The organism is Shewanella basaltis (assembly GCF_023283885.1).
GTDB classification, from domain to species: Bacteria; Pseudomonadota; Gammaproteobacteria; order Enterobacterales; family Shewanellaceae; genus Shewanella; species Shewanella basaltis.
In genome coordinates, this window is sequence record NZ_JAKILA010000035.1 from 1 (window position 1) to 23,018 (window position 23,018).

Genomic DNA, 23,018 nt, shown 5'->3' on the forward strand with positions numbered 1-23,018 from the left:
GGGATGACGAGCAAAAAACATAAAGCAAAAATTAATAACAAACACCATCTACTACTACGTCATTCCGGCAACGCTTTTAAAGCCGGAATCCAGGTGTTGGCTTTAGGTTTTAAGTAAGGTCAAAAGAAACACCTGGATCCCTGATAAAAGCACTCAGGGATGACGAGCGAAAAGATAAAGCAACACAAAAAAAGCAAGCAAAGTTAACGACTAGGTTATTCTGGTTACGCCAACTTCTATGTTATTCCGCTAATGCTCAACTACTCCGTCATTCCGGCAACGCTTTTAAAGCCGGAATCCAGGTGTTGCTTTTGGGTTTCTAGCACCTAGCACCTAGATATAGCATCAAAAACCGTAAGTGAGGCGTTCTGTATACCGTTACGATTTCGTGCAATGTTGCAGTAACTTAATAAAAAATTCACAGCCTTTACGCTGTGCAAACGCAATATTCCGTTCAGGGATGGATTCGGGGTCGCTGTAATTTGCTAGTGCGACTTCCATACTTGCTTCTCGAATAATGTGCAAGGTTGGGTATGGCGCTCGGTTGGTAAAATTGGCCGCGCTGTCTTGGGATTCACCATCAAAGCAATAGTCGGGGTGAAAGGTCGCAAGCTGATATTCGCCTTCATAATCGTGGTCAACTAATAAGTTGTTGGCATCATCTACCAAGTCTAAATAAGCATAAAACCCTTCAAATCCTCGTGGCAAAATAAACAAGGTTGTTTCTGTTTCGGGGTGCTCATCAAGGTACTGGCATTCTGCTAATAGCGCGTTTAGTACGGCTTTGACTTTAGTGTGCTCAATGGCCACATAACGAATACTGGCACGTTCAACTTCACGGCGCGCAAACGGGCAAATATTGTACTTCATTATGACATCAACAACCCATTTGCTGGTATGGCTGATGCATTCATGTGGTTGCATAGTGACGGACCTTGACCAAAATTAATGTGACGATGCGGGTAACACCATCGGAATGATTGACGCTACAAGTAATAATGCCATTGAAATATTAAAAATACGTTGTTGGCGTTCATTTTTAAGTAAACGTTTAAGTGCCACACCAAAACTTAACCAAACTATGGCACAAGGAAAGGCAACACATAAAAATACACTGGCAATAATCACTACCTGGTGATTAAGCTCTTGTTGTACTGAGGTAAATGTTGCAATCGCCCCTACTGCCATTATCCATCCCTTTGGGTTGACCCATTGAAATGCCGCCGCTTGAATAAAGCTAAATGGTTTACTAACCTGTTTACCTTCCATTTTGCTGCTGCTATTGGCAATTAGCCACGACAAATAGAGTAGGTAGGTAATTCCCACTACTTTAATCACAGTATGAATAATCGGATAAGCTTGAAATATGGCACTTAACCCTAATCCCACTGCCAAAATCATGGTTGGAAATCCTAGGCTAATCCCTAATAAATGCGGGATGCTGCGTTTTATGCCAAAGTTTACCCCAGATGTCATTAACATAATGTTGTTTGGACCAGGGGTAATCCCAGCAGAAAAAGCAAATAAGGCAATGGCGAACACTAACTCCATGAAAGGATCTCTTAGGCTTAAGTTTAAGTAGCAGGATTTTAGGGGAAATTGATTGCTAGCCACAATGATTTTTTTAACAGTGTGTTAAATTAACCTGAGCTCGGGATAATAAATGCCTTTCAAACAGTCCTTTTCCCTGCTCACTGCGTTGAATCGACTTACAATAGGCTAGCTATTGACGCGTCAATTCGCCTTGTTAGCAGAACAAATGACAAGCTTGAAAGTGAGAGTGGGTAACCTGTTGATTTTAAATAGTATAAATTCATCCCTTATCCCGAACTCAGGTTAAATTAATTTCAATCCGCATAAGAATGTGCTCTTTTAGCGAAAGTTAGCAGTAAGCTACTCGAGTCAGCCTAAAATAGATCACAAATGCGCGCTCCATATGTGCCCAAGTAACCTCAAGATGCAAAGCTTAACGCCTCTTATTGTGTTCAGCACCAGGTCAAAAGCGTCGTTATGAGTGGCGTCCTAGGGCGAGTTTACTAGGCGTTTATACTCTGTTGCCAATGATCAACGTACAGCAACTATGCATCAAATCAGCTCCGCGTCTAAACGCCAATCAATAGTTGCTGTACCCTTATCTTAAAGTTATTTGGCTATAGGTTAACAGTGGACTTCAACCTCGTAAGATGAAAACTTACGAATATTAATCACACCAGTATCAAAAATAAGGTATTGGCCTTTAATGCCTTGTAAAATCCCTGTAACTTCAGCAACTTTATCAAAGTTATGTGACTTCACCTTGCTAGGAAACTCAGTCACAGGATAGTGAATAGCCTGAATATTATCGTCGAGTCGCTCAATGACAATATCTTGATGCTCTGCTGCTAGTGCCTGCAATTTATCTTCAATTAAAGGAATGAGTTTTGCCGCCTGCTCAACCAAATCAATGTCGTCATTGTGACCTTTAAGCATGGCTTGCCAATGGGTTTTATCATTAATGAACTTAGCGAGTTCAATTTCAATTAACCCCGACATTTTACGGGTTGATACTTTAAAAATGGGTAAGCCCTGAGTCGCGCCCTGATCAATCCAGCGTGTTGGAATTTGTGTGTGGCGAGTAATCCCGACTTTAATCCCAGAGGTGTTAGACAAATATACATAATGAGGCACAAAACAATGCGACATGGCCCATTCTGGCTCGCGGCAGGTGCCTTGATCAAAATGGCAGGTTTCTGGTTTCATAATACACATATCGCAACTGGCCAGTTTGCTCATGCAAACATAGCAATGGCCTTGCGAGTAACTCTTTTTGGTTTTTTTGCCGCAGCTGCTGCAAAAAATATTGCCCGTGTGGGTGATGGTGAGAGATTTACCAATTAATGGGTTTAGCGCTAAGCGCTGCTCACCCACGGGTAAATGATATTCCACCTCATGTTGCTCATTGAGGTGGGTTTTCAGTTTTGATAGCGTTCCAAACATGGTGTATCCGTTTTATCTGTATTATTTGCTGGCAGTTTAGCAGATGATGAAAACGGATTTTAGGCTTAATTTAGATGAAACGGATGAAATGTGTTGATTAACTCACCTTGTCTAACACAACATCATCACCCATTTCGTACAGCGATGTTTTGATGTGATCTTCTTGCGACAAATCAGAAAGGCCTAATGTCATTGTGGCTCTAAACAAATCAATTCCTGTGTGGCTGGCGGTTTCATATTGGCTACTAAACTTTTCAATGTTAATGCCTAATGCATTCATTTTATTAGAAATATGAAGCACAATGCCAGGGCGGTCATAGGCCACTAATTGATAACTTAATTGCTTAATGGGTTGTGCATGTAAACTGGTTTTTGAGAATGTCAGCGTTAAGCCATCAATGCATTCAAGCGCATCGACCAGCTCATCCCATTTATCTGCAGGGACTTCTAACTGTAATATTGCGGCAAAAACACCGTCGATATGACGCATTTCAGAGTCGAGCCAGTTACCATTATGGCGGCTTACAACATTGGCTATTTGTTCTACTAACCCTTTTCTATCAGGAGCTTGCAAAGTAATAAGGTAACGCATCATATTATATTTCTCCTATAAACATTGACTGTAACACAACTGTCATCTTTACGTCATATAATCGCAGCCACTTAAGATTGCGCTATGGCTTTACTGTTGTTTTACGACGATTTACCAATGCACCTAATAGCAATTAAATGGTTAATAATGGGACGATGTCACCACTCAATATTAATTATGCATAGAGTTATTTAGTCATAAATATTTATTGTTAGCATAGTAAACTGCACAATCAAAGCGCTAATTATGGCATCGATTAATTATTAGAGGTTCTTAATGGAAAGTCAGGTAAATCAACCTGGTTCTGCTGAAAAAAGTTTGCTCGCGGGTAAACAAGCATCACGCAGGGCATTTAAGGATAAAGCAGCACAGTTTGGGATAACAGTCGGCGGCACCATGGTGTTTGTGGCTTTGTTATTAATCTTTTTCTACTTGCTGTATGTCATCAAACCTATTTTTGATGGAGCGCACATTGAGCCAGTCACCAGCATAAGTTACCAACATGCTGATGAACAATCATTGATGATTGGCAGCGATGAACAAAACGAAGTGTTATATCGCGTCACGCAATCAGGTACTGTTGATTTTTACTCATCAACCACTGGCCAATTGATTTCATCTTTCACGCCGCCGTTACCAGAAGGTGTCACCATTACCAGTACCGCCAAATCGAGCCCAAGCGAGCAACGTTTTGCACTAGGGTTAAGTAATGGCCAAGTTATTGTGGTTGGTATCGACTTTACGGTCACCTATCCTGACAACCAGCGTAAAATTACCCCTAAATTAAATTATCCAATTGGTGATGAGCCCTTAACCATCAACCAAGACGGTGCAGTATACAATTTAGTGTTCGACTACAGCGGTAGCCGAATGAGCTTTGCATACCAAGATGCCAATGGTGCATGGAAACTTAATCGCCAGGAAGGTGAAGAAAACATGATGACAGAAGAGATCGAATGGTCTTCTGTAGAAGTGTTTATTGAAGATGCGCCAAATCAAGTGGTGTCTCAGTTAATGACCCCCGATCATCGTCAACTCATCTTAAGCACAACCAACAAACTGTTTATATATAACACCCGCGATGCTGATGAAATTGAGTTACTGCAAGTGCTCGATGTCAAAAAGGGCGATGCCAAAATCAAGCAAGTTAACCTCCTTGCGGGTGCTAGCTCAATTATGATCAGCTACGACAGTGGCGTGATCAGTCAGTATTTCCAAGTTAATGGTGACAAAGGCCGTTTATATCAACAAATTCGTGAGTTTGAAGATGTCTCGCCGGTTAGCGCTATGGCGACAGAGTTTTATCGTAAAAGTTTTGCGGTATTAAGTGATGCTGGTGAACTAACTCTACTGTACACCACAAGCCAACGTAATTTGTTTGACGAAAAGTTTTCGTTAACTAACCCAGGCTTAATGTCCTTTAGCCCGCGTTCAAATGCACTGATAATTGAAGCCGACAACCAGCTTAATCTGTTCTCGGTTGAAAACGATCACCCAGAGGTATCGTGGAGCGCATTATGGCAAAAAGTGTGGTACGAAGGTTATCCTGAGCCGCAATATGTATGGCAGTCAACGTCTGGTTCTGACGACTTTGAAGCCAAATTAAGCTTAATGCCTCTAGCCTTTGGTACCATGAAAGCAGCATTTTATGCCATGTTGTTTGCTGTGCCGTTAGCGGTAGCCGGTGCAATTTATACAGCTTACTTCATGACACCTAAAGTACGTAATGTGGTTAAGCCTACCATTGAGATTATGGAAGCATTACCAACAGTGATTTTAGGTTTCTTGGCCGGTTTATGGTTAGCGCCATTAATTGAAGACCACCTACCTGGCATTGTGGTGTTGTTAACCTTATTACCGATTTCAATATTAATCACTGCATTTGCCTGGAGCAAAATGCCGCAAACCTGGAAGCAGCGTTTACCTGAAACCTACCAAGAATTAATGCTGTTACCTGTAATTATCTTTGTTGGTTGGTTCTCGTTCTCAATTAGCCCAGTGATTGAAGTGGCATTGTTTGATGGCAACACTCGTCAATTTATTACCAACGAGTTAGGCATTACATTTGACCAACGTAACGCATTTGTTGTTGGTATCGCCATGGGCTTTGCGGTTATTCCGACCATATTCTCCATCGCAGAAGATGCTATTTTCTCTGTACCACGCCATTTATCAAACGGCAGTTTGGCACTCGGTGCAACAAACTGGCAAACCCTAACGCGTGTAGTGTTGCTCACTGCAAGCCCTGGTATCTTCTCAGCCATCATGATGGGTCTTGGCCGCGCGGTCGGTGAAACCATGATTGTACTGATGGCAACGGGTAACACGGCGATTTTAGAGTGGAGCGTGTTCGAGGGTATGCGTACTCTTGCAGCAAACATTGCCGTAGAAATGCCAGAGTCGGCCATTGGCAGTTCGCACTATCGTGTGCTGTTCTTAGCGGCTTTTGTGCTGTTTATATTCACCTTCTTCTTCAACACCATTGCAGAAGTCGTACGCCAGCGTTTACGCGACCGTTATAGCTCACTGTAAGGAAAGATGATGACTCATATATTGATTATTTCGCCAATCGCCTTGAGAGGTTTGTGCAATGGGTAAGTGGTTTAAGTCAGGCTCACCGTGGATCTGGATGACCGGTGGTGCTGTTAGTATCAGTTTAATTGCCGTTTTAGGCTTATTACTGTTAATCGCATGGCGTGGCCTAAGCTATTTTTGGCCTGCCGACATTTACGAATGGCAATTAGAAAACAGTGACGGTGTTAAAAGCACCTTAATTGGTGAAATTTACGACCGCGAAGAAGTGCCAACTGAGCGACTCATCTCGGCCGGACACAAATTTGCCGAACACCCAGGCGAATTTGTTACCCGTTACCTAGTGAAAACCGGTAACCGTGAGTTTGTAGGCCTGGATTTTCGCTGGATATTAGCCACTGATATCGTCAGCCGTACCACTCCTGCAGATGTAGCTAAGCTTGAGCGTACCAAAAACGGTAATTTTTACGGTTATCCTATTGCGGTTATTGAAGATGGCAAACGATTAGAGCTTAAAACCGAAGCCGACATCGAAGCGTCATTGTTTAACCACATTGACCGTGCAGTCGCGATTTCGGAGCAAGCGCTCGAGTTGCAAAAGTCTGATATTGGTTCAATTAACTACCAAATTGAACGTTTACGTTTAAAAGAACGTGGTTATGAGCTCGATGGCGAACTTACCGAACAACGTAAAGCAGACATTAAAGCGCAAATAGAGCAACTTAACCAAGACTATCTCGTGCTTGAAAAAGACTTATTTGCCCTACGTGATCAAGCGGCTCGTGATTCTGTTGTCGTACGTGATATGCGCGGCCAAGAGGTGATCCTCAAGCTAGACTCTATTTTAGATGTTAGCTACGTAAACCACATGAACGTGCTACAAAAAGTAGGCCATTGGTTTGTTGGTATTGGTCGTTTTATTAACGACGACCCGCGCGAAGCCAATACCGAGGGCGGGGTGTTCCCAGCTATTTTTGGTACGGTTTTCATGGTGTTATTAATGGCTGTTATTGTGACTCCCTTTGGTGTTATCGCCGCCATATACTTACACGAGTACGCTAAAAAAGGCCCAATTACTAAGATGATCCGCATTGCGGTGATTAACTTAGCGGGTGTGCCATCAATTGTGTATGGTGTGTTTGGTTTAGGGTTCTTTGTTTACATGATGGGTGGCTCAATTGACCAATTGTTTTTCCCAGAGGCCTTACCCGCACCAACATTTGGATCGCCAGGGGTCATTTGGTCTGCATTAACATTGGCAATTTTAACCTTGCCGGTGGTGATTGTATCAACAGAGGAAGGCTTAAGTCGTATTCCGAGTGCGGTTCGCCAAGGTAGTTTAGCCCTAGGGGCAACCAAAGCAGAAACCCTATGGCGCATTGTGATTCCAATGGCAAGTCCAGCCATTATGACAGGGTTGATCCTTGCCGTTGCCCGTGCTGCTGGCGAAGTTGCTCCGTTAATGTTGGTGGGTGTGGTAAAACTTGCACCAACGTTACCGATTGATATGAACTTCCCATTTGTGCATTTAGAACGTAAGTTCATGCACCTTGGATTCCATATTTACGATGTCGGCTTCCAAAGCCCTAACGTTGAGGCTGCACGTCCGTTAGTGTACGCAACATCGTTCTTATTAGTCTCTGTTATTGTTGCGCTTAACTTAACCGCCATTAGTGTGCGCAACCATTTACGTGAAAAATTCCGTTCGCTAGAACACTAATTAGCGATATCCTGAAGGAAAGAAAAAAATGATTTCTATTGATAGTTCAGCAATGCAAAAAGACGCAGTTGATTTAGTTAATTTACCCGAGCAGGATACCGCACTTGAGATCCGTAACCTCGATTTACGTTACGGTGATAAACAAGCGCTATTTGATGTGTCGATGAAGATCCCTAAAAAGAAGGTCACGGCATTTATTGGCCCAAGTGGTTGTGGTAAATCAACCTTATTGCGTTGCATTAACCGCATGAACGACTTGGTTGACAGTTGTAAAATCGACGGTGAAATTTTACTTCACGGGCAAAACATCTATGACAAAAATGTCGATGTAGCGTCATTGCGTCGTAATGTGGGTATGGTGTTCCAGCGTCCTAACCCATTCCCAAAATCGATTTACGAAAACGTGGTATATGGCTTGCGTTTGCAAGGGGTGAACAACCGCCGCGAACTAGACGAAGCCGCTGAACGTTCATTACGTGGCGCGGCGATTTGGGACGAAGTTAAAGACCGTTTACACGACAATGCATTTGGTTTGTCTGGCGGTCAGCAACAACGTCTTGTGATTGCCCGCGCGATTGCCATTGAACCAGAGGTGTTATTACTCGACGAACCTACATCGGCGTTGGACCCTATTTCAACATTAACGATTGAAGAACTCATCACCGAGCTAAAGCAACAATACACAGTAGTGATAGTGACACATAACATGCAGCAAGCTGCACGCGTGTCAGACCAAACCGCCTTTATGTACATGGGCGAACTGGTAGAATATGCCGACACTAACACCATTTTCACTACCCCTAAAAAGCGTAAAACGGAAGACTATATCACCGGTCGTTACGGTTAATCTTTCATCTTTAATAACCAGACAAAAAATTTAGGTGGGTAAAATGGAAAAAATAAATTTAAGCAAGCATATTTCTGGTCAGTTTAACGCTGAACTTGAAGATATTCGTAACCGCGTATTAGCTATGGGTGGCTTAGTGGAGCGTCAACTTGAGCAATCACTTGACGCACTGACCTCGTTAGATGCAGAGCTTGCGCAAAAAGTGATTGAAGGCGACCACAGAGTCAACGGCATGGAAGTGGCTATCGACGAAGAATGCACCCGCATTATCGCCAAACGTCAGCCAGCAGCCAGCGACTTACGCATGATTATCGCAATATCAAAAACCATTGCCGATCTAGAGCGTATTGGTGATGCCTGTGTGCGTATTGCCAAAGCAGCACTAGAAAAGCGTGTTAACACGCAGCAGCCGCTATTGGTGAGCATAGAAAGCATGGGGCGCCATGCTACTCGTATGTTGCACTCAACTCTTGATGCTCTTGCCCGTATGGATGCCGAGCAAGCTGTTGAACTGCATAAAGAAGATGCCAAGTTAGACAAAGAATACGAAAGTATTATTCGTCAATTAATGACCTACATGATGGAAGATCCACGCTCCATCCCTGGCGTATTAGACGTGTTATGGGCCGCTCGCGCCGTTGAGCGTGTTGGTGACCGCTGTAAAAATATCTGCGAATACATTATTTACTATGTAAAAGGTAAAGACGTGCGTCATACCTCATACGAAGATATGGAAAAAGATCTATAGCATAGCCAGTTGCCTTAACCACGGCATCATTCTCGCTTTTAAAAACGCTCTATGTGTACTGTTTTATATTGAAACAGTTATACTTAGGGCGTTTTTTTGTACCCCTTAATTAGTGATACCATTGCGCATTAATAAGTGATCAACTATTACAGCGTGGTCGTTGTTCTACTTCCAGCTTTTTAACGAAGTAATAAGCAGTGTTAACCAGTAAGCCTGTTCACATTTTTGTGCTGAGTTGGTTTAACACTTGCCACAAGCAATGCCCCAGCAGCTTTTATTTGCGTTGTCGGTGTTTAAAGGCGTGTGTTATTAAGTCAGGTTACAGAGCCGCGCTTTAATTAAACGGCTGTGGCTTTAAACATTCTGAGTAGTTACCTATTAATGGTATACGTTATTTAGCACCTTGTTTAACAATCTTAAAGAGTGACCCATGAAAAAGACCCTAGCGCGAGGTTTAATGAATTTATTGCCAATGGTGTTATCCATTTGGCTTTTTTGGTCCTTGTTTATTTCACTCGATGAGTTGGGTAAATTATTACTCGAACTTGTTGGCGTTGCCCCCGTGTTTGTCGGGGCCGGTTTTTGCCTTGTTGCCAGTTTAGTGTTTGTGGCTGGGCTGCTGTTTTCGGTCAGTCCTATCGCCTGGATCTATGGCTGGATAGAACGCCAACTGATGAAATTCCCACTGTTTAAGTCGGTATATGGCAGTATCAGAGATATCGCCAGCTTAATGAACCGCGACGGCCAGCCTAAAACCCAAAAAACCGTATTAGTCAAACAAGCTAATGGTGGTTATGTTGTTGGCTTTATCATGAGTGAGTCGGCGCCAGAGCCGTTAGCTGCAGCCTTGCCAGAAGGGGATTGGGTGCCGGTGTTATTTCAGCTCAGTTACCAAATGGCCGGTGTCACCAGCCTGGTTAAACGAGACGATTTAATTTTTGTAGACTGGTCGTTTGAAGACGCAATGCGCTTTAATTTAACGGCGGGTATTAGCAAAACCGAATAGTGTCTGAGTTAATCAACCAACAGGCCGAACAGACTTTTTATCGAGTCGAAGTGTTTCTAGAGCACGGTGGCCAGCAATACGACGTGATGGGATATACCCCAGAGCAAATCATTGCCGATATTATTACTCAGTACGAACGCTATTTACATTACCTCTATTTATCTAATTCTTCGCCCGTTGCAGAATAAAAATAAATTAAGGTAAGACAAACAATTGCCCCAAGTGATAACAGTGATTATCCTTGGGGTAATTTTATTATATTAAGTGATGCACTATGTCGACCAACCAACAGCCCAGCAAATTAGATAAAGTTTTAGCAGAAGCCCGAGAATACAAAGCCACCCGCGAAAAAGGCTACCGTGAACAAGCACTTAAACTATACCCATGGGTTTGCGGCCGATGCACACGTGAGTTTACCCACAAAAACCTAGCTGAACTCACCGTACACCACCGCGACCACAACCACGACAATAACCCGTCAGATGGTTCAAATTGGGAACTACTTTGCCTGTACTGCCACGACAACGAACACTCGCGCTTTGAAGAGCTAATACGTTACGGCAGCACCAAAGAAGCCAAACAAGAAGCCGCAACCTATAACCCATTTGCAGACTTAAAAGCCATGATGAAGAAATAAGCAACGTCACCGACCACACCCACAAAACCGTCATTTGCTGCTTTGTACTCAAATGACGAGTACAGCCTCATCATTTCGGCAACGCCCACCACTCCGTCATTTCGGCACCGTCCACTACTACGTCATTTCGGCAACGCTTTTAAAGCCGGAATCCAGGTGTTCAGCCCGTCATTCCGGCAACGCTTTTAAGCCGGAATCCAGGTGTTCAGCCCGTCATTCCGGTAACGCTGTTGAGCCGGAATCCAGCAGTTGTTTTTACGTTTCAAGCAAAGTCAAAAGAAACACCTGGATCCCTGATACAAGCACTCAGGGATGACGGCATAGAGCAACACCATCATTTGCTCACTCGTATTAAGATGACGCCCACTACTACGTCATTCCGGCAACGCTTTTAAAGCCGGAATCCAGGTGTTCAGCCCGTCATTCCGGTAACGCTGTTGAGCCGGAATCCAGCAGTTGTTTTTACGTTTCAAGCAAGGTCAAAAGAAACACCTGGATCCCTGATACAAGCACTCAGGGATGACGGCATAGAGCAACACCATCATTTGCTCACTCGTATTAAGATAACGCCCACTACTACGTCATTCCGGCAACGCTTTTAAGCCGGAATCCAGGTGTTGGCTTTACGCTTTTAAGCAAGGTCAAAAGAAACACCTGGATCCCTGATACAAGCACTCAGGGATGACGGCATAGAGCAACACCATCATTTGCTCACTCATATTAAGATGACGCTAACTACTACGTCATTCCGGCAACGCTTTTAAAGCCGGAATCCTGGTGTTCAGCCCGTCATTCCGGTAACGCTGTTGAGCCGGAATCCAGGTGTTGGCTTTACGCTTTTAAGCAAAGTCAAAAGAAACACCTGGATCCCTGATACAAGCACTCAGGGATGACGGCATAGAGCAACACCATCATTTGCTCACTCGTATTAAGATGACGCCAACTACTACGTCATTCCGGCAACGCTTTTAAAGCCGGAATCCAGGTGTTGGCTTTACGCTTTTAATCAAAGTCAAAAGAAACACCTGGATCCCTGATATAAGCACTCAGGGATGACGGGCGAAGGGATGACTGGCTATTCGGCAAAAGCCTAGTACCTAGACCCTAGCACCAAATCCCTAAACCCAATCGCCTTGGATACTCGACCTTTATCGCTTTAATCGCTTTTCTGCCTTGAGCCATTGGGCGCGGGTGAGTGCTTTATTATTGATATCGCCTAAATACAATTGTTTTCTGTCGGCTAATTTATCAATAATCTGTTGCTGCTGTTCATCAGATGCGCTCGACCAAATGACAATTTCATCAATATGACGAAAACATCCCATACAATAATCGTCATCATTTAGGCCACAGCGGGCGACACAGGGCGAGTGCATAGTTTACAATTCCGGTTTGGGGAGCTAATGCTCGCATCCTACCATTTCAATCGGCCAAGGTTAACTGTAAGCACAAATATGTCAGTAATCGATTATCAACATACTTTTGAGTCACTTGACTCACTGCTCGAAGCGTTAAGCCCTTTATGGCAGCTGGTGGCTTTTGAGTGTGACCACTTACCCTGGCAGCAAGCATTTCCGCATTTGGCGCAAAAAGTATGGCAAATACCCGACACAGATATAGACGCAATAGATGCAGATCAGCAGTTACTTGCGCAAACTTTACTACCAAGCTTAATAGCAGACCTTAAACAAAGCCCGCAGTTACCTCTTGCTCAGCTCATTGAGCACCTAGGCTTGTTAGTCATCACTTTGCCCACAAGCTTGAGCACAGCAGAACCGACAGCTCAGCAGCAAGCTGACTTAGCTCATTTTAGCGCTCATATAAAAGGCCGAAAATGGCAACAAATTACCGCATTTGCTGCGCAAATTAACCCACAAGGCCATAGCCAGCTAAGCCGATTACCTATATTAGAATGGTGTGCAGGCAAAGGGCATTTAGGCCGTTTAATTGCCAAACAGCAACAAGTCGACGTCACCAGCCTCGAATGGCAAGCCAGCCTATGTAAACAAGGTGAGGCGTTTGCTACGCAATGGCAATTGCCACAACGGTTTATCTGTGCCGATGCATTTGCCCCACTTAGCTCAAAGCATAAGGTGTTTTATCCGCAGCAACATGCAATTGCACTGCATGCCTGCGGCGACTTACATGTGCGGTTAATCAAATTGGCAACGAAAGCCAATACCCAGGCCATTTCAATTTCGCCTTGCTGTTATCACCTAATTCAAGGTGCGCATTATCAACCGCTATCGCAACAGGGGCGCGCCAGCAAGCTCAAACTGAGCAAGCATGATTTGCAATTACCCTTACAACAAAGCGTTATTGCCAGCCCAAAACAACAGGCGCTGCGATTGCAAGAAGTTGCCTGGCGCCTAGGCTTTGACACCTTGCAACGCCAAGTCAGGGGCATTAATGCTTACTTACCTGTGCCCACCATCAAACAAAGCCAACTTAGCGGCAGCTTTACCGACTTTTGCATGTGGGCGGCACAACAAAAAGGCTTAACTTTAAGCAATAACATCGACTTTGACGCTTTTTTGCAGCGCGGCATTACAAGGCAGCGCCTTACCAAGCGCATAGATTTAGTCGCGCATTTATTTCGCCGAGCCTTAGAATGTTGGTTATTGCTAGACCGCGTGTGCTTTTTACAACAACAGGGATACCAGGTTACATTGAGCGAATTTTGTGCAAACAGTGTCACACCACGAAATGCGTTTATTCAAGCAATTAAAACAGCGACTTAAGCGAGTTAAAAAATTAATCAAAGTTAAGCCTTTGTTTAATAGCCTGTATTTCATTGGCTGTGATAACAATCAAAGCCGTTGTTAATCAACCAGCGTAATCGGCTGGTAAAAAAAATCTTAAATAACCCCGCTTGGCTGCGGTTTTTGATTGAATAATTAAGCCATTCTTGTTCAAATGGCGGGTTAATAACGACTAACAACTATTCTAGGGGCTTTTGGCTAACTAGAGCGAAGCGAATAATACGGTTTAATGAAATATTCACGTGTCTTTATCAATAGTCTGGCCTATGAGCTAGCACCACAGGTCGTGTCCAGTAGCGATTTAGAATCTCGCTTAGCACCCCTATATCAAAAGTTTCGCATTCCAATGGGGCAGCTTGCCGCATTAACCGGAATCACCGAGCGTCGTTGGTGGCCAAAAGGGCATCGCCTGTCAGACGGTGCCATTGCTGCTGCGCGCAAAGCGGTCAACGAAACTGGCATAGAGGTCAGTGAGCTAGGTGCTGTGGTTTACACAGGCGTTTGCCGTGACCAACACGAACCTGCAACCGCATGTCGTATCGCTGCCGAACTTGGTGTGTCAAAAGACACCGCCATCTACGACATCAGTAACGCCTGTTTAGGGGTGTTGTCGGGCATTTTAGATATTGCCAATCGTATTGAACTTGGCCAAATTAAAGCGGGTATGGTGGTATCTTGTGAGTCGGCGCGCGATATTGTCGACGCCACAATCGATCACATGCTAGCCGAACCCACAATGCAAAATTTTGCTCAGTCTTTAGCGACCTTAACCGGTGGCTCTGGCGCTATTGCAGTGATTTTAACCGACGGGACATTACCGCTTAAAACCGCTCGCCAGCATCAGTTGTTGGGTGCCAGCCATTTGTCGGCCCCAGAGCATCATCAATTGTGTCAATGGGGCCTGCAAGAAGCAGGGCACTTGTTATACCGCGAATTTATGCGTACCGACGCTGTCACCTTACTAAAAGAAGGCGTTGAACTGGCCAAACACACCTGGGAGCACTTTTTAGCACAACGTGACTGGGTAGTAGAGCAGGTCGACAAAGTTATTTGTCACCAGGTGGGCGCCTCAAATCGTAAACAAGTGTTAAACGCGCTAAATATCCCGCACGAAAAAGAATACCCAACCTATCAAAAGCTGGGCAACATGGGCACAGTATCGTTACCCGTTACCGCGGCAATTGCACACGATGCGGGCTTTTTACGTGTTGGCGATCAAGTCAGCTTTTTAGGAATAGGCAGTGGCTTAAACTGCATGATGTTAGGAATTAAGTGGTAACACTGAATTTTTGCATTTCATTATAAAAATAGTTTACAGGATGCATCATGCTAGACAACTTACTGCCCTTTAAAAGTCATTTTTTAGACCGTAATGGCAATAAACTGCACTACATCAACGAAGGCCAGGGCGAGCCAGTGGTGATGGTGCACGGTAATCCTAGCTGGAGTTACTATTACCGTAATCTCGTTACGGCATTGAGCGATAAACATCAATGTATCGTACCAGACCATATAGGTTGCGGTTATTCAGACAAACCCGACGACCCACAATACGACTACACCTTAACAAGTCGTATAGACGATTTAGAAGCATTATTAGACAGCTTAGACGTTAAACAAAACATTACCCTAGTGGTACACGATTGGGGCGGAATGATCGGCATGGGCTTTGCCGCTCGCCACCCGGAGCGCATTAAGCGTATTGTGTGTTTAAACACTGCAGCGTTTCATTTGCCTAAAACCAAGCCGTTTCCCTGGGCATTATGGATTTGCCGCGAAACCTTACTCGGCACCTTACTGGTTCGTGGTTTAAATGCGTTTTCGTCTGCTGCATCGTACGTGGGGGTTAAACGTAAACCCATGAGCAACGAAGTGCGCCAAGCTTATGTCGCCCCGTTTAACTCCTGGAAAAACCGCATCTCGACATTACGTTTTGTGCAAGATATCCCTTTAAAACCGGGCGATCGTAACTATGATTTGGTTACAAGCATTGGCGACAGCTTAACTCAGTTTGCCAACGTACCAACCTTAATCTGTTTTGGCTTAAAAGACTTTGTGTTCGACAAACACTTTTTGGCGCAGTGGCGTCAACGCATGCCTCATGCGCAGGTACACGAGTTTGCTGACTGTGGTCACTACATTCTTGAAGACGCCAGTGACGAAGTTATCGCGTTAATTAAAGACTTTATCGCCCAGCATTAATTAACCATAAAGGCTCGTTAGAGCCTTTTTATTGTATTAAGCAGCTATTATATATTGCAGTGTTGCTACCCTATAACGATTGATTATGACTCAAACAACCGTACATGCTAATGCCAACATTTGTCAGCACTTACACAGTGCTGCGCAGTCAATGCCAACTAAACTGGCTGTGGCAGTGCAACAAAGCAAAAATGGCAAGTTAACCTACCAAGAAATCGACTTTAAAACCCTGCATCAACAGTCAGATATCATCGCCAAGGGCCTGCTTCAATACGGTATCAGCCGCGGTAAAAAAGCCGTGCTTATGGTCACGCCAAGTATTGAGTTTTTTTCACTGACTTTTGGCTTATTTAAAGCCGGTATTATTCCTATTTTGGTTGACCCAGGCATGGGCATTAAAAACCTCAAACAATGCTTTGCAGAGTCACAGCCCGACGTGTTTATCGGTATCCCTAAAGCCCACATCGCTAGGCGGATTTTAGGTTGGGGTAAAGGCAGTGTAAAACAAGTGATTAACGTGGGTGGCTCAGGGCTACAGCGCTGGCTAACCAATGCAACCCATCTAGAAACCATAATTGAAATTGGCAGTCGCAATACGCATATTCATGACATGGCCATGTTAGAAAACGACGACATGGCCGCCATTTTATTTACCAGTGGCAGCACAGGTACCCCAAAAGGTGTGGTGTACAGTCACGGCATGTTCGAAGCACAAATCAGTGCGCTTAAAAATGACTACGGCATTAAACCGGGTGAGCGAGATTTAGCCACGTTTCCGTTATTCTCGTTATTTGGTCCAGCCTTAGGCATGGCCTCAATTGTGCCAGACATGGACGCCAGCAAACCCATTACCGCTAATCCAGCCAATTTGTTTGCGGCCATCGAGCAGTATCAATGCAGCAATATGTTTGTTAACCCCGCCTTGCTCGAACGTTTAGGCCAGGCAGGGGAGCAAACACAGCATAAGTTAAGCAGCATACAAAGAGTGATTTCTGCCGGTGCACCAGCCACCATTAGTGCCATAAAGCGCTTTAGTAAAATGCTCAACCCTAATGTGCAAGTGCTTAATTCTTATGGCGCAACCGAGTCTTTACCCGTCAGCATGATAGGCAGCGATGCGCTATTTAATACTAGCGATCTTACCGATCAGGGCAAGGGAATATGTGTGGGTAAACCTATCTCGTCGGTCGAGATCAGCATCATTGCCATAACCGACGACCCCATCGAAAACTGGGACAGCATTACCCCATTAGCCGCAAATCACATTGGTGAAATAGTGGTCAAAGGCCCGATGGTGAGTCAATCATATTACCGCCGTATGCAAGCGACTCAATACGCAAAAATTAACGACATCAACGTATATCGCCACCGCATGGGCGATGTCGGTTACCTAGATGACGATGGCCAGCTATGGATGTGTGGCCGCAAAGGCCATATTGTCGACGCTAAACGCGGCGAGCAACGGCTAAAACGCTATTTTACCATTCCGTGTGAGCGCGTATTTAATACACATCCGCAGGTAAAACGTTCAGCATTAGTGGGGGTTGATGTTGCTGGTCATACTGTGCCGGTTATCTGTATTGAACTGCACAAAGACCTTGTGTGTTCAAACGCCAACGTGCTGTACCAAGAGTTAACCAAACAGGCAGAGCAACACCCTCACACCCAAGGCATTAACCGCTTTTTAATCCATCCCGACTTTCCGGTTGATGTACGCCATAACGCCAAAATTTTCCGTGAAAAACTGGCCGTTTGGGCACAAGCAAAATGGCGAGAGTAAGGATACAGCATGAAACTAACTGACTTAGCCCCCCAGGAGCAAAACGCTTTAACCCTGCTAAGCGCTAAAGTAAACAAGGTGTTTGTGACTGGCGCGGGTGGCTTTTTAGGTTTTGCCATTTGTCAGCGTTTGCTGGCCGCAGGCATTAGCGTGGTTGGGTTTGCCCGTGGCAATTACCCTCAACTTGCACAGTTAGGCGTAGACATGCGCCGCGGCGACATTAGCGATTTTGCAAGCGTTAAACAGGCGATGCAAGGCTGCGACATGGTGTTTCATGTGGCCTCCAAAGCGGGGGTGTGGGGCAGTAAACAAAGTTACTATTCGCCAAATGTTGACGGCGCAAATAATATTATTAATGCTTGCAAGGCGCTTAATATTCCATCGCTTGTGTATACCAGCACCCCAAGTGTTACCTTTGCCGGCGTTGATGAAAACGGCATTAATGAGTCAGCACCTTATGCCAGCCAATACCTCAATTATTATGGCGAATCAAAAGCACTAGCTGAACAAAAGGTACTCGCAGCTAACAGTAACAGCTTAAAAACCACCGCGTTACGGCCACACCTTATTTGGGGGCCAAATGATCCTCATTTAGTGCCAAGGGTGATTGAGCGAGCCAAAGCGGGCAAATTAAAACTTGTAGGTAATCAAGATAAACTGGTCGACACTATTTATGTCGACAATGCCGCCTATGCCCATATTCTGGCTGCAGTCGATTTAGTCGATAAGGCTAACAGTGCCGGTAAAGCATACTTTTTAAGTAACGATCAACCCATCACCATGGCGGCCATGCTCAACAAGATCCTCGCCTGTGCAGCGCTTCCCCCCGTCAGCAAACGCGTACCTGCAGGTGTTGCTTACGCTGCAGGCGCAGTGCTAGAAACCCTCTACGGGCTGCTCAATAAAACGCAAGAACCTATAATGACTCGTTTTGTCGCCAGGCAACTCTCAACCAGCCATTACTTCGATATTAGCGCAGCCAAGCAAGACTTAGGCTACACTCCGTTGGTAAGCATAGAGCAGGGCATGCAACAACTTAAGCTGTCACTCACTCAATAACCTAACTAACCTGAGCTCGGGATAAGGGATGAACTTATACTATTTAAAATCAACATGTTACCCATTCTCACTTTCAAGCTTGTCATTTGTTCTGCTAACAAGGCGAATTGACGCGTCAATAGCTAGGGCCTGTTGATCTTTTCTGGTTGAATTTTGTTCGAGTTAAAAACGTTTTAATCGAGGCGAATGGATTGTAGCCTAGTCACCTAAGCAAAATCTGTTCAACAAAGAGTAAAACGTTTTTAGCCGAACCCTGTGGGCAGCGTTTGTTGGTCATTTTTACTGCGTTATCGACTTTTTATGTAGAATAACTACACCTCAAAGTCTCTGCCGCGCACTTGTATATGAGTAATGGCCAACAATTCGCTGCAAAAACAACCTTGAAAGGTCAACAGGCCCTAGCCTATTGTAAGTCGATTCAACGCAGTGAGCAGGGCAAAGGACTGTTTGAAAGGCATTTATTATCCCGAGTTCAGGTTAACTATGTAACATTGTATTTACAATCAACAAACGGCTTATTTGGCATTCGCTACTTGGCTAAAATGCAAACCGCTGTATCTTAAAACCTGACCACGAACAAAATAACTTAATAACAAAGTGGTTCAGGGAGAGATAATGTCACACAACAAGCACAAAGCATGGAACCCAGCCACCTTAGCCATTCATGGCGGCCATCAACGCGAAGCTTTTGGCTCGCTCACCACACCGCTTTACCAAACCGCCACCTTTGTATTTGACAACGCAGAACAAGGCGGCGCACGTTTTGCAGGCGACGAGCAGGGCTATATTTATACCCGCCTAGGTAACCCAACAACAGCAGAGCTTGAGCGTAAAATGGCACTGCTAGAAGGTGCAGAAGATGCCGCCGCCACCGCATCGGGCATGGCTGCTGTATCAAGCGCACTGTTAACCCATTTGCACGCAGGCGATCACCTGGTAGCATCAAAAGCGGTTTATGGCTGCACCTTCGCGCTAATGACCACCCAACTCACGCGCCTAGGCATCAGCACCACATTAGTCGACTTTACCGACATGCAAGCCGTTGAAGCCGCAATAAAAACCAATACCAAAGTGTTGTTTTGCGAAACCCCAGTTAACCCTCATTTGCAAGTATTCGACTTGAGTCAAATGGCAAGCATCGCCAAAGCCCACAACTTAGTGTCGATAGTCGATAACACCTTTATGACGCCACTATTGCAGCAACCGCTCGCCTTAGGTATAGACATGGTGATCCACAGCGCCACCAAATACTTAAATGGTCATGGCGATGTAATAGCAGGTATAGTGTGCGGTAACGCAGAGCACATGCACCGCTTAAAGTTTGAAATATTAAAAGACTTTGGCGGCGTCATATCGCCCCACGACGCATGGTTAATATTACGTGGGCTAAAAACATTAGATGTACGCTTAACCCGCCATTGCGACAACGCCGAGCAACTAGCAAGATATTTAGACAACCACCCCAAATTTAGCCAGATATTCTACCCAGGTTTAGCCCATCACCAGGGCCACCGCTTTGTCGGTAAGCAAATGAAACGCGCCGGCGGCGTTATCGCATTCGAACTTAAAGGCGACAAGCAAGATGCAATTAACTTTGTCAACCGACTCCAACTATTCACCATAGCCGTCAGCCTAGGCGACGCCGAATCCCTCATTCAACACCCAGCCTCAATGACCCATTCACCCTACACCCCAGAAGCCAGACAAGCCGCAGGCATCACCGACAATTTACTACGCATCTCAGTGGGGCTAGAAGATGTACAAGACTTAATCGCCGACATAGAACAAGCCCTACATTAGCTTGGCTTTAAGCAAAGTCAAAAGAAACACCTGGATCCCCGATTAAAGCATTCGAGGATGACGAGAAAAAAGATAAAGCAACAGCTAAAACCAGTGACCAACACCATTAACTACACCGTCATTTACTCATTCGTATTAAGATGACACCCACTACTCCGTCGTTCCGGCAATGCTGTTGAGCCGGAATCCAGGTGTTGGCTTTTATGCTTTTAAGCAAGGTCAAAAAAAACACCTGGATCCCTGATACAAGCACTCAGGGATGACGACATAGAGCAAACACCTAAAACCAAACACCGCCCACTACTACGTCATTCCGGCAACGCTTTTAAAGCCGGAATCCAGGTGTTGATTTTTATGCTTTTAAGCAAGGTCAAAAGAAACACCTGGATCCCTGATAAAAGCACTCAGGGATGACGAGAAAAAAGATAAAGCAACAGCTAAAACCAGTGACCAACACCATTAACTACACCGTCATTTACTCATTTGTATTAAGATGACGCCCACTACTCCGTCATTCCGGCAATGCTTTTAAAGCCGGAATCCAGGTGTTGATTTTTATCTTTTGTAATTGGTTACAGATTTAAAGCTCTGACGCTGTGCAACTAGCCTCACAATTAACTGCTATATTTTTTACATTATTTGAGCAGAGCTAAATGTTTATGGATAAGCAATCATATATTTACATCATGGCAAACCGACCTAATGGCACACTGTATATTGGAGTTACGTCCGATTTAATCAGGCGCAATTGGGAGCATAAAAATGGTTTGAGTGACGGGTTTAGTAAAGAACACTCAACTAACCAACTCGTTTATTACGAAGTGTTTGATGATATTTATAATGCGATTACGAGAGAGAAACAGCTTAAAAAATGGAAGCGGCAATGGAAAATCGAATTAATTGAAAAATTTAATCCACGCTGGGAAGATCTTGAAATCTAGAGATTAAAAATAAGGTCAAAAGTAACACCTAGATCCCCGCCAAAGGCATGCAAGGATGACGAGCGGTAAGGGCAACACCTGGATCCCTGATACGAGCACTCAGGGATGACGGCATAGAGCAGTAACAAACACGCCCACTACTCCGTCGTTAGCTCATTCGTATTCAGATGACGCTCACTACTCCGTCATTCCGGCAACACTTTTAAAGCCGGAATCCAGGTGTTGATTTTACACTTTTAAGCAAGGTCAAAAGAAACACCTGGATCCCTGATACGAGCACTCAGGGATGACGGCATAGAGCAAACACTTAAAACCAAACACCGCCCACTACTCCGTCATTCCGGCAACGCTTTTAAAGCCGGAATCCAGGTGTTGATTTTACGCTTTTAAGCAAAGTCAAAAGAAACACCTGGATCCCTGATACAAGCACTCAGGGATGACGGCATAGAGCAGTACCTAAAACCAAACACCGCCCACTACTCCGTCGTTCCGGCAATGCTGTTGAGCCGGAATCCAGGTGTTGATTTTACGCTTTTAAGCAAAGTCAAAAGAAACACCTGGATCCCTGATAACAGATCTCAGGGATGACGAGCGGGAAGGGCAACAGCTAAAACCAGTGACCAACACCATTAACTACACCGCCATTTACTCATTTGTATTAAGATGACGCCCACTACTCCGTCATTCCGGCAACGCTTTTAAAGCTGGAATCCAGGTGTTTTTACGCTTTTAAGCAAGGTCAAAAGAAACACCTGGATCCCTGATAACAGATCTCAGGGATGACGGCAAAAGATGACGAGCGGTAAGGGCAACACCTGGATCCCTGATACGAGCACTCAGGGATGACGGTATAGAACAGTAACAAACACGCCCACTACTCCGTCGTTAGCTCATTCGTATTCAGATGACGCTCACTACTCCGTCGTTCCGGCAATGCTGTTGAGCCGGAATCCAGGTGTTGGCTTTTATGCTTTTAAGCAAGGTCAAAAGCAACACCTAGATCCCCGATTAAAGCACTCGAGGATGACGAGCGGGAAGGGCAACACCTGGATCCCTGATACGAGCACTCAGGGATGACGGCATAGAGCAAACACCTAAAACCAAACACCGCCCACTACTCCGTCATTCCGGCAATGCTTTTAAAGCCGGAATCCAGGTGTTGGCTTTTAAGCAAGGTCAAAAGCAACACCTAGATCCCCGATTAAAGCACTCGAGGATGACGAGCGGTAAGGGCAACACCTGGATCCCTGATACGAGCACTCAGGGATGACGGCATAGAGCAAACACTTAAAACCAAACACCGCCCACTACTCCGTCGTTCCGGCAATGCTGTTGAGCCGGAATCCAGGTGTTGGCTTTTATGCTTTTAAGCAAGGTCAAAAGAAACACCTGGATCCCCGATTAAAGCACTCGAGG

General features: G+C 44.9%; 19 protein-coding genes. 14 read left to right on the forward strand and 5 right to left on the reverse strand.

Translation table 11 applies throughout. The features are described 5' to 3' along the window. Positions 1-378: 378 nt before the first annotated feature. The 4 genes from L2703_RS18290 to L2703_RS18305 all read right to left on the reverse strand — a co-directional run bounded on the left by L2703_RS18290 (position 379) and on the right by L2703_RS18305 (position 3,571). A complete protein-coding gene (locus tag L2703_RS18290; protein WP_248972459.1) occupies positions 379-924 on the reverse strand; it encodes a DUF1415 domain-containing protein in 546 nt (181 codons plus the stop codon). Between the two features lie 21 nt (positions 925-945). Next, entirely contained in the window at positions 946-1,551 is a 606-nt protein-coding gene (locus L2703_RS18295; RefSeq protein ID WP_248972460.1) for a LysE family translocator, read from the reverse strand. A 606-nt stretch (positions 1,552-2,157) separates the two neighbouring features. Beyond that, positions 2,158-2,976, reverse strand: coding sequence for a DUF2797 domain-containing protein (locus tag L2703_RS18300; RefSeq protein ID WP_248972461.1), 819 nt, complete (start codon positions 2,974-2,976; stop codon positions 2,158-2,160). A 97-nt stretch (positions 2,977-3,073) separates the two neighbouring features. Further along, the gene (locus L2703_RS18305; protein WP_248972462.1) at positions 3,074-3,571 is read right to left on the reverse strand and encodes a glycine cleavage system transcriptional repressor; all 498 of its coding nucleotides are present in this window, start codon (positions 3,569-3,571) and stop codon (positions 3,074-3,076) included. Between the two features lie 273 nt (positions 3,572-3,844). Between L2703_RS18305 and L2703_RS18310 the strand changes: the two genes are divergently transcribed. The 7 genes from L2703_RS18310 to L2703_RS18340 all read left to right on the forward strand — a co-directional run bounded on the left by L2703_RS18310 (position 3,845) and on the right by L2703_RS18340 (position 11,058). Beyond that, the gene (locus tag L2703_RS18310; protein ID WP_248972463.1) at positions 3,845-6,100 is read left to right on the forward strand and encodes an ABC transporter permease subunit; all 2,256 of its coding nucleotides are present in this window, start codon (positions 3,845-3,847) and stop codon (positions 6,098-6,100) included. 58 nt (positions 6,101-6,158) lie between these two features. Further along, a complete protein-coding gene (pstA, locus tag L2703_RS18315; RefSeq protein ID WP_248972464.1) occupies positions 6,159-7,820 on the forward strand; it encodes a phosphate ABC transporter permease PstA in 1,662 nt (553 codons plus the stop codon). Positions 7,821-7,848: 28 nt separating this feature from the next. Beyond that, positions 7,849-8,667, forward strand: coding sequence for a phosphate ABC transporter ATP-binding protein PstB (gene pstB, locus L2703_RS18320; RefSeq protein WP_248972465.1), 819 nt, complete (start codon positions 7,849-7,851; stop codon positions 8,665-8,667). Positions 8,668-8,710: 43 nt separating this feature from the next. After that, positions 8,711-9,415, forward strand: coding sequence for a phosphate signaling complex protein PhoU (gene phoU, locus L2703_RS18325; protein ID WP_248972466.1), 705 nt, complete (start codon positions 8,711-8,713; stop codon positions 9,413-9,415). Positions 9,416-9,845: 430 nt separating this feature from the next. Then, positions 9,846-10,421 (forward strand): DUF502 domain-containing protein, encoded by a 576-nt coding sequence (locus L2703_RS18330; protein ID WP_248972467.1) that lies wholly within the window; start codon positions 9,846-9,848, stop codon positions 10,419-10,421. After that, a complete protein-coding gene (locus tag L2703_RS18335) occupies positions 10,421-10,609 on the forward strand; it encodes a hypothetical protein (RefSeq protein WP_248972477.1) in 189 nt (62 codons plus the stop codon). The genes L2703_RS18330 and L2703_RS18335 overlap by 1 nt, the downstream gene beginning before the upstream one ends. Positions 10,610-10,695: 86 nt before the next feature. Continuing rightward, complete coding sequence (locus L2703_RS18340) at positions 10,696-11,058, forward strand: YajD family HNH nuclease (RefSeq protein ID WP_248972468.1); 363 nt, start codon at positions 10,696-10,698, stop codon at positions 11,056-11,058. Between the two features lie 1,148 nt (positions 11,059-12,206). Here L2703_RS18340 and L2703_RS18345 read toward each other — a convergent pair. Beyond that, a complete protein-coding gene (locus L2703_RS18345; protein WP_248972469.1) occupies positions 12,207-12,434 on the reverse strand; it encodes a DUF1289 domain-containing protein in 228 nt (75 codons plus the stop codon). A 78-nt stretch (positions 12,435-12,512) separates the two neighbouring features. Between L2703_RS18345 and L2703_RS18350 the strand changes: the two genes are divergently transcribed. The 7 genes from L2703_RS18350 to L2703_RS18380 all read left to right on the forward strand — a co-directional run bounded on the left by L2703_RS18350 (position 12,513) and on the right by L2703_RS18380 (position 21,602). Beyond that, the gene (locus L2703_RS18350) at positions 12,513-13,799 is read left to right on the forward strand and encodes a methyltransferase (protein ID WP_248972470.1); all 1,287 of its coding nucleotides are present in this window, start codon (positions 12,513-12,515) and stop codon (positions 13,797-13,799) included. Between the two features lie 250 nt (positions 13,800-14,049). After that, the gene (locus tag L2703_RS18355; RefSeq protein WP_248972471.1) at positions 14,050-15,099 is read left to right on the forward strand and encodes a 3-oxoacyl-ACP synthase III; all 1,050 of its coding nucleotides are present in this window, start codon (positions 14,050-14,052) and stop codon (positions 15,097-15,099) included. A gap of 47 nt (positions 15,100-15,146) precedes the next feature. Next, a complete protein-coding gene (locus tag L2703_RS18360; protein WP_248972472.1) occupies positions 15,147-16,022 on the forward strand; it encodes an alpha/beta fold hydrolase in 876 nt (291 codons plus the stop codon). Between the two features lie 85 nt (positions 16,023-16,107). Continuing rightward, positions 16,108-17,802, forward strand: coding sequence for an olefin beta-lactone synthetase (oleC, locus tag L2703_RS18365; protein ID WP_248972473.1), 1,695 nt, complete (start codon positions 16,108-16,110; stop codon positions 17,800-17,802). A 9-nt stretch (positions 17,803-17,811) separates the two neighbouring features. Beyond that, positions 17,812-18,861 carry a 2-alkyl-3-oxoalkanoate reductase gene (gene oleD / locus L2703_RS18370; RefSeq protein WP_248972474.1) on the forward strand — a complete coding sequence of 350 codons (1,050 nt, stop codon included), beginning with the start codon at positions 17,812-17,814 and terminating at the stop codon, positions 18,859-18,861. Positions 18,862-19,476: 615 nt separating this feature from the next. Next, on the forward strand, positions 19,477-20,661 hold the full coding sequence (gene megL / locus L2703_RS18375; RefSeq protein WP_248972475.1) for a methionine gamma-lyase: 1,185 nt from the start codon (positions 19,477-19,479) through the stop codon (positions 20,659-20,661). Positions 20,662-21,320: 659 nt separating this feature from the next. Then, positions 21,321-21,602 carry a GIY-YIG nuclease family protein gene (locus tag L2703_RS18380; RefSeq protein ID WP_248972476.1) on the forward strand — a complete coding sequence of 94 codons (282 nt, stop codon included), beginning with the start codon at positions 21,321-21,323 and terminating at the stop codon, positions 21,600-21,602. Positions 21,603-23,018 lie beyond the last annotated feature (1,416 nt).

What these genes read in the sequence shown, in the direction of transcription:
- megL (WP_248972475.1), top strand. Translation starts at nt 19,477, where the DNA reads ATGTCACACAACAAGCACAAAGCATGGAACCCAGCCACCTTAGCCATT.
- L2703_RS18310 (WP_248972463.1), top strand. Translation starts at nt 3,845, where the DNA reads ATGGAAAGTCAGGTAAATCAACCTGGTTCTGCTGAAAAAAGTTTGCTC.
- L2703_RS18290 (WP_248972459.1), bottom strand. Translation starts at nt 924, where the DNA reads ATGCAACCACATGAATGCATCAGCCATACCAGCAAATGGGTTGTTGAT.
- L2703_RS18345 (WP_248972469.1), bottom strand. Translation starts at nt 12,434, where the DNA reads ATGCACTCGCCCTGTGTCGCCCGCTGTGGCCTAAATGATGACGATTAT.
- L2703_RS18300 (WP_248972461.1), bottom strand. Translation starts at nt 2,976, where the DNA reads ATGTTTGGAACGCTATCAAAACTGAAAACCCACCTCAATGAGCAACAT.
- L2703_RS18305 (WP_248972462.1), bottom strand. Translation starts at nt 3,571, where the DNA reads ATGATGCGTTACCTTATTACTTTGCAAGCTCCTGATAGAAAAGGGTTA.
- oleC (WP_248972473.1), top strand. Translation starts at nt 16,108, where the DNA reads ATGACTCAAACAACCGTACATGCTAATGCCAACATTTGTCAGCACTTA.
- oleD (WP_248972474.1), top strand. Translation starts at nt 17,812, where the DNA reads ATGAAACTAACTGACTTAGCCCCCCAGGAGCAAAACGCTTTAACCCTG.
- pstA (WP_248972464.1), top strand. Translation starts at nt 6,159, where the DNA reads ATGGGTAAGTGGTTTAAGTCAGGCTCACCGTGGATCTGGATGACCGGT.
- L2703_RS18350 (WP_248972470.1), top strand. Translation starts at nt 12,513, where the DNA reads ATGTCAGTAATCGATTATCAACATACTTTTGAGTCACTTGACTCACTG.
- L2703_RS18330 (WP_248972467.1), top strand. Translation starts at nt 9,846, where the DNA reads ATGAAAAAGACCCTAGCGCGAGGTTTAATGAATTTATTGCCAATGGTG.
- L2703_RS18360 (WP_248972472.1), top strand. Translation starts at nt 15,147, where the DNA reads ATGCTAGACAACTTACTGCCCTTTAAAAGTCATTTTTTAGACCGTAAT.
- L2703_RS18355 (WP_248972471.1), top strand. Translation starts at nt 14,050, where the DNA reads ATGAAATATTCACGTGTCTTTATCAATAGTCTGGCCTATGAGCTAGCA.
- L2703_RS18340 (WP_248972468.1), top strand. Translation starts at nt 10,696, where the DNA reads ATGTCGACCAACCAACAGCCCAGCAAATTAGATAAAGTTTTAGCAGAA.
- L2703_RS18295 (WP_248972460.1), bottom strand. Translation starts at nt 1,551, where the DNA reads ATGGAGTTAGTGTTCGCCATTGCCTTATTTGCTTTTTCTGCTGGGATT.
- pstB (WP_248972465.1), top strand. Translation starts at nt 7,849, where the DNA reads ATGATTTCTATTGATAGTTCAGCAATGCAAAAAGACGCAGTTGATTTA.
- phoU (WP_248972466.1), top strand. Translation starts at nt 8,711, where the DNA reads ATGGAAAAAATAAATTTAAGCAAGCATATTTCTGGTCAGTTTAACGCT.
- L2703_RS18380 (WP_248972476.1), top strand. Translation starts at nt 21,321, where the DNA reads ATGGATAAGCAATCATATATTTACATCATGGCAAACCGACCTAATGGC.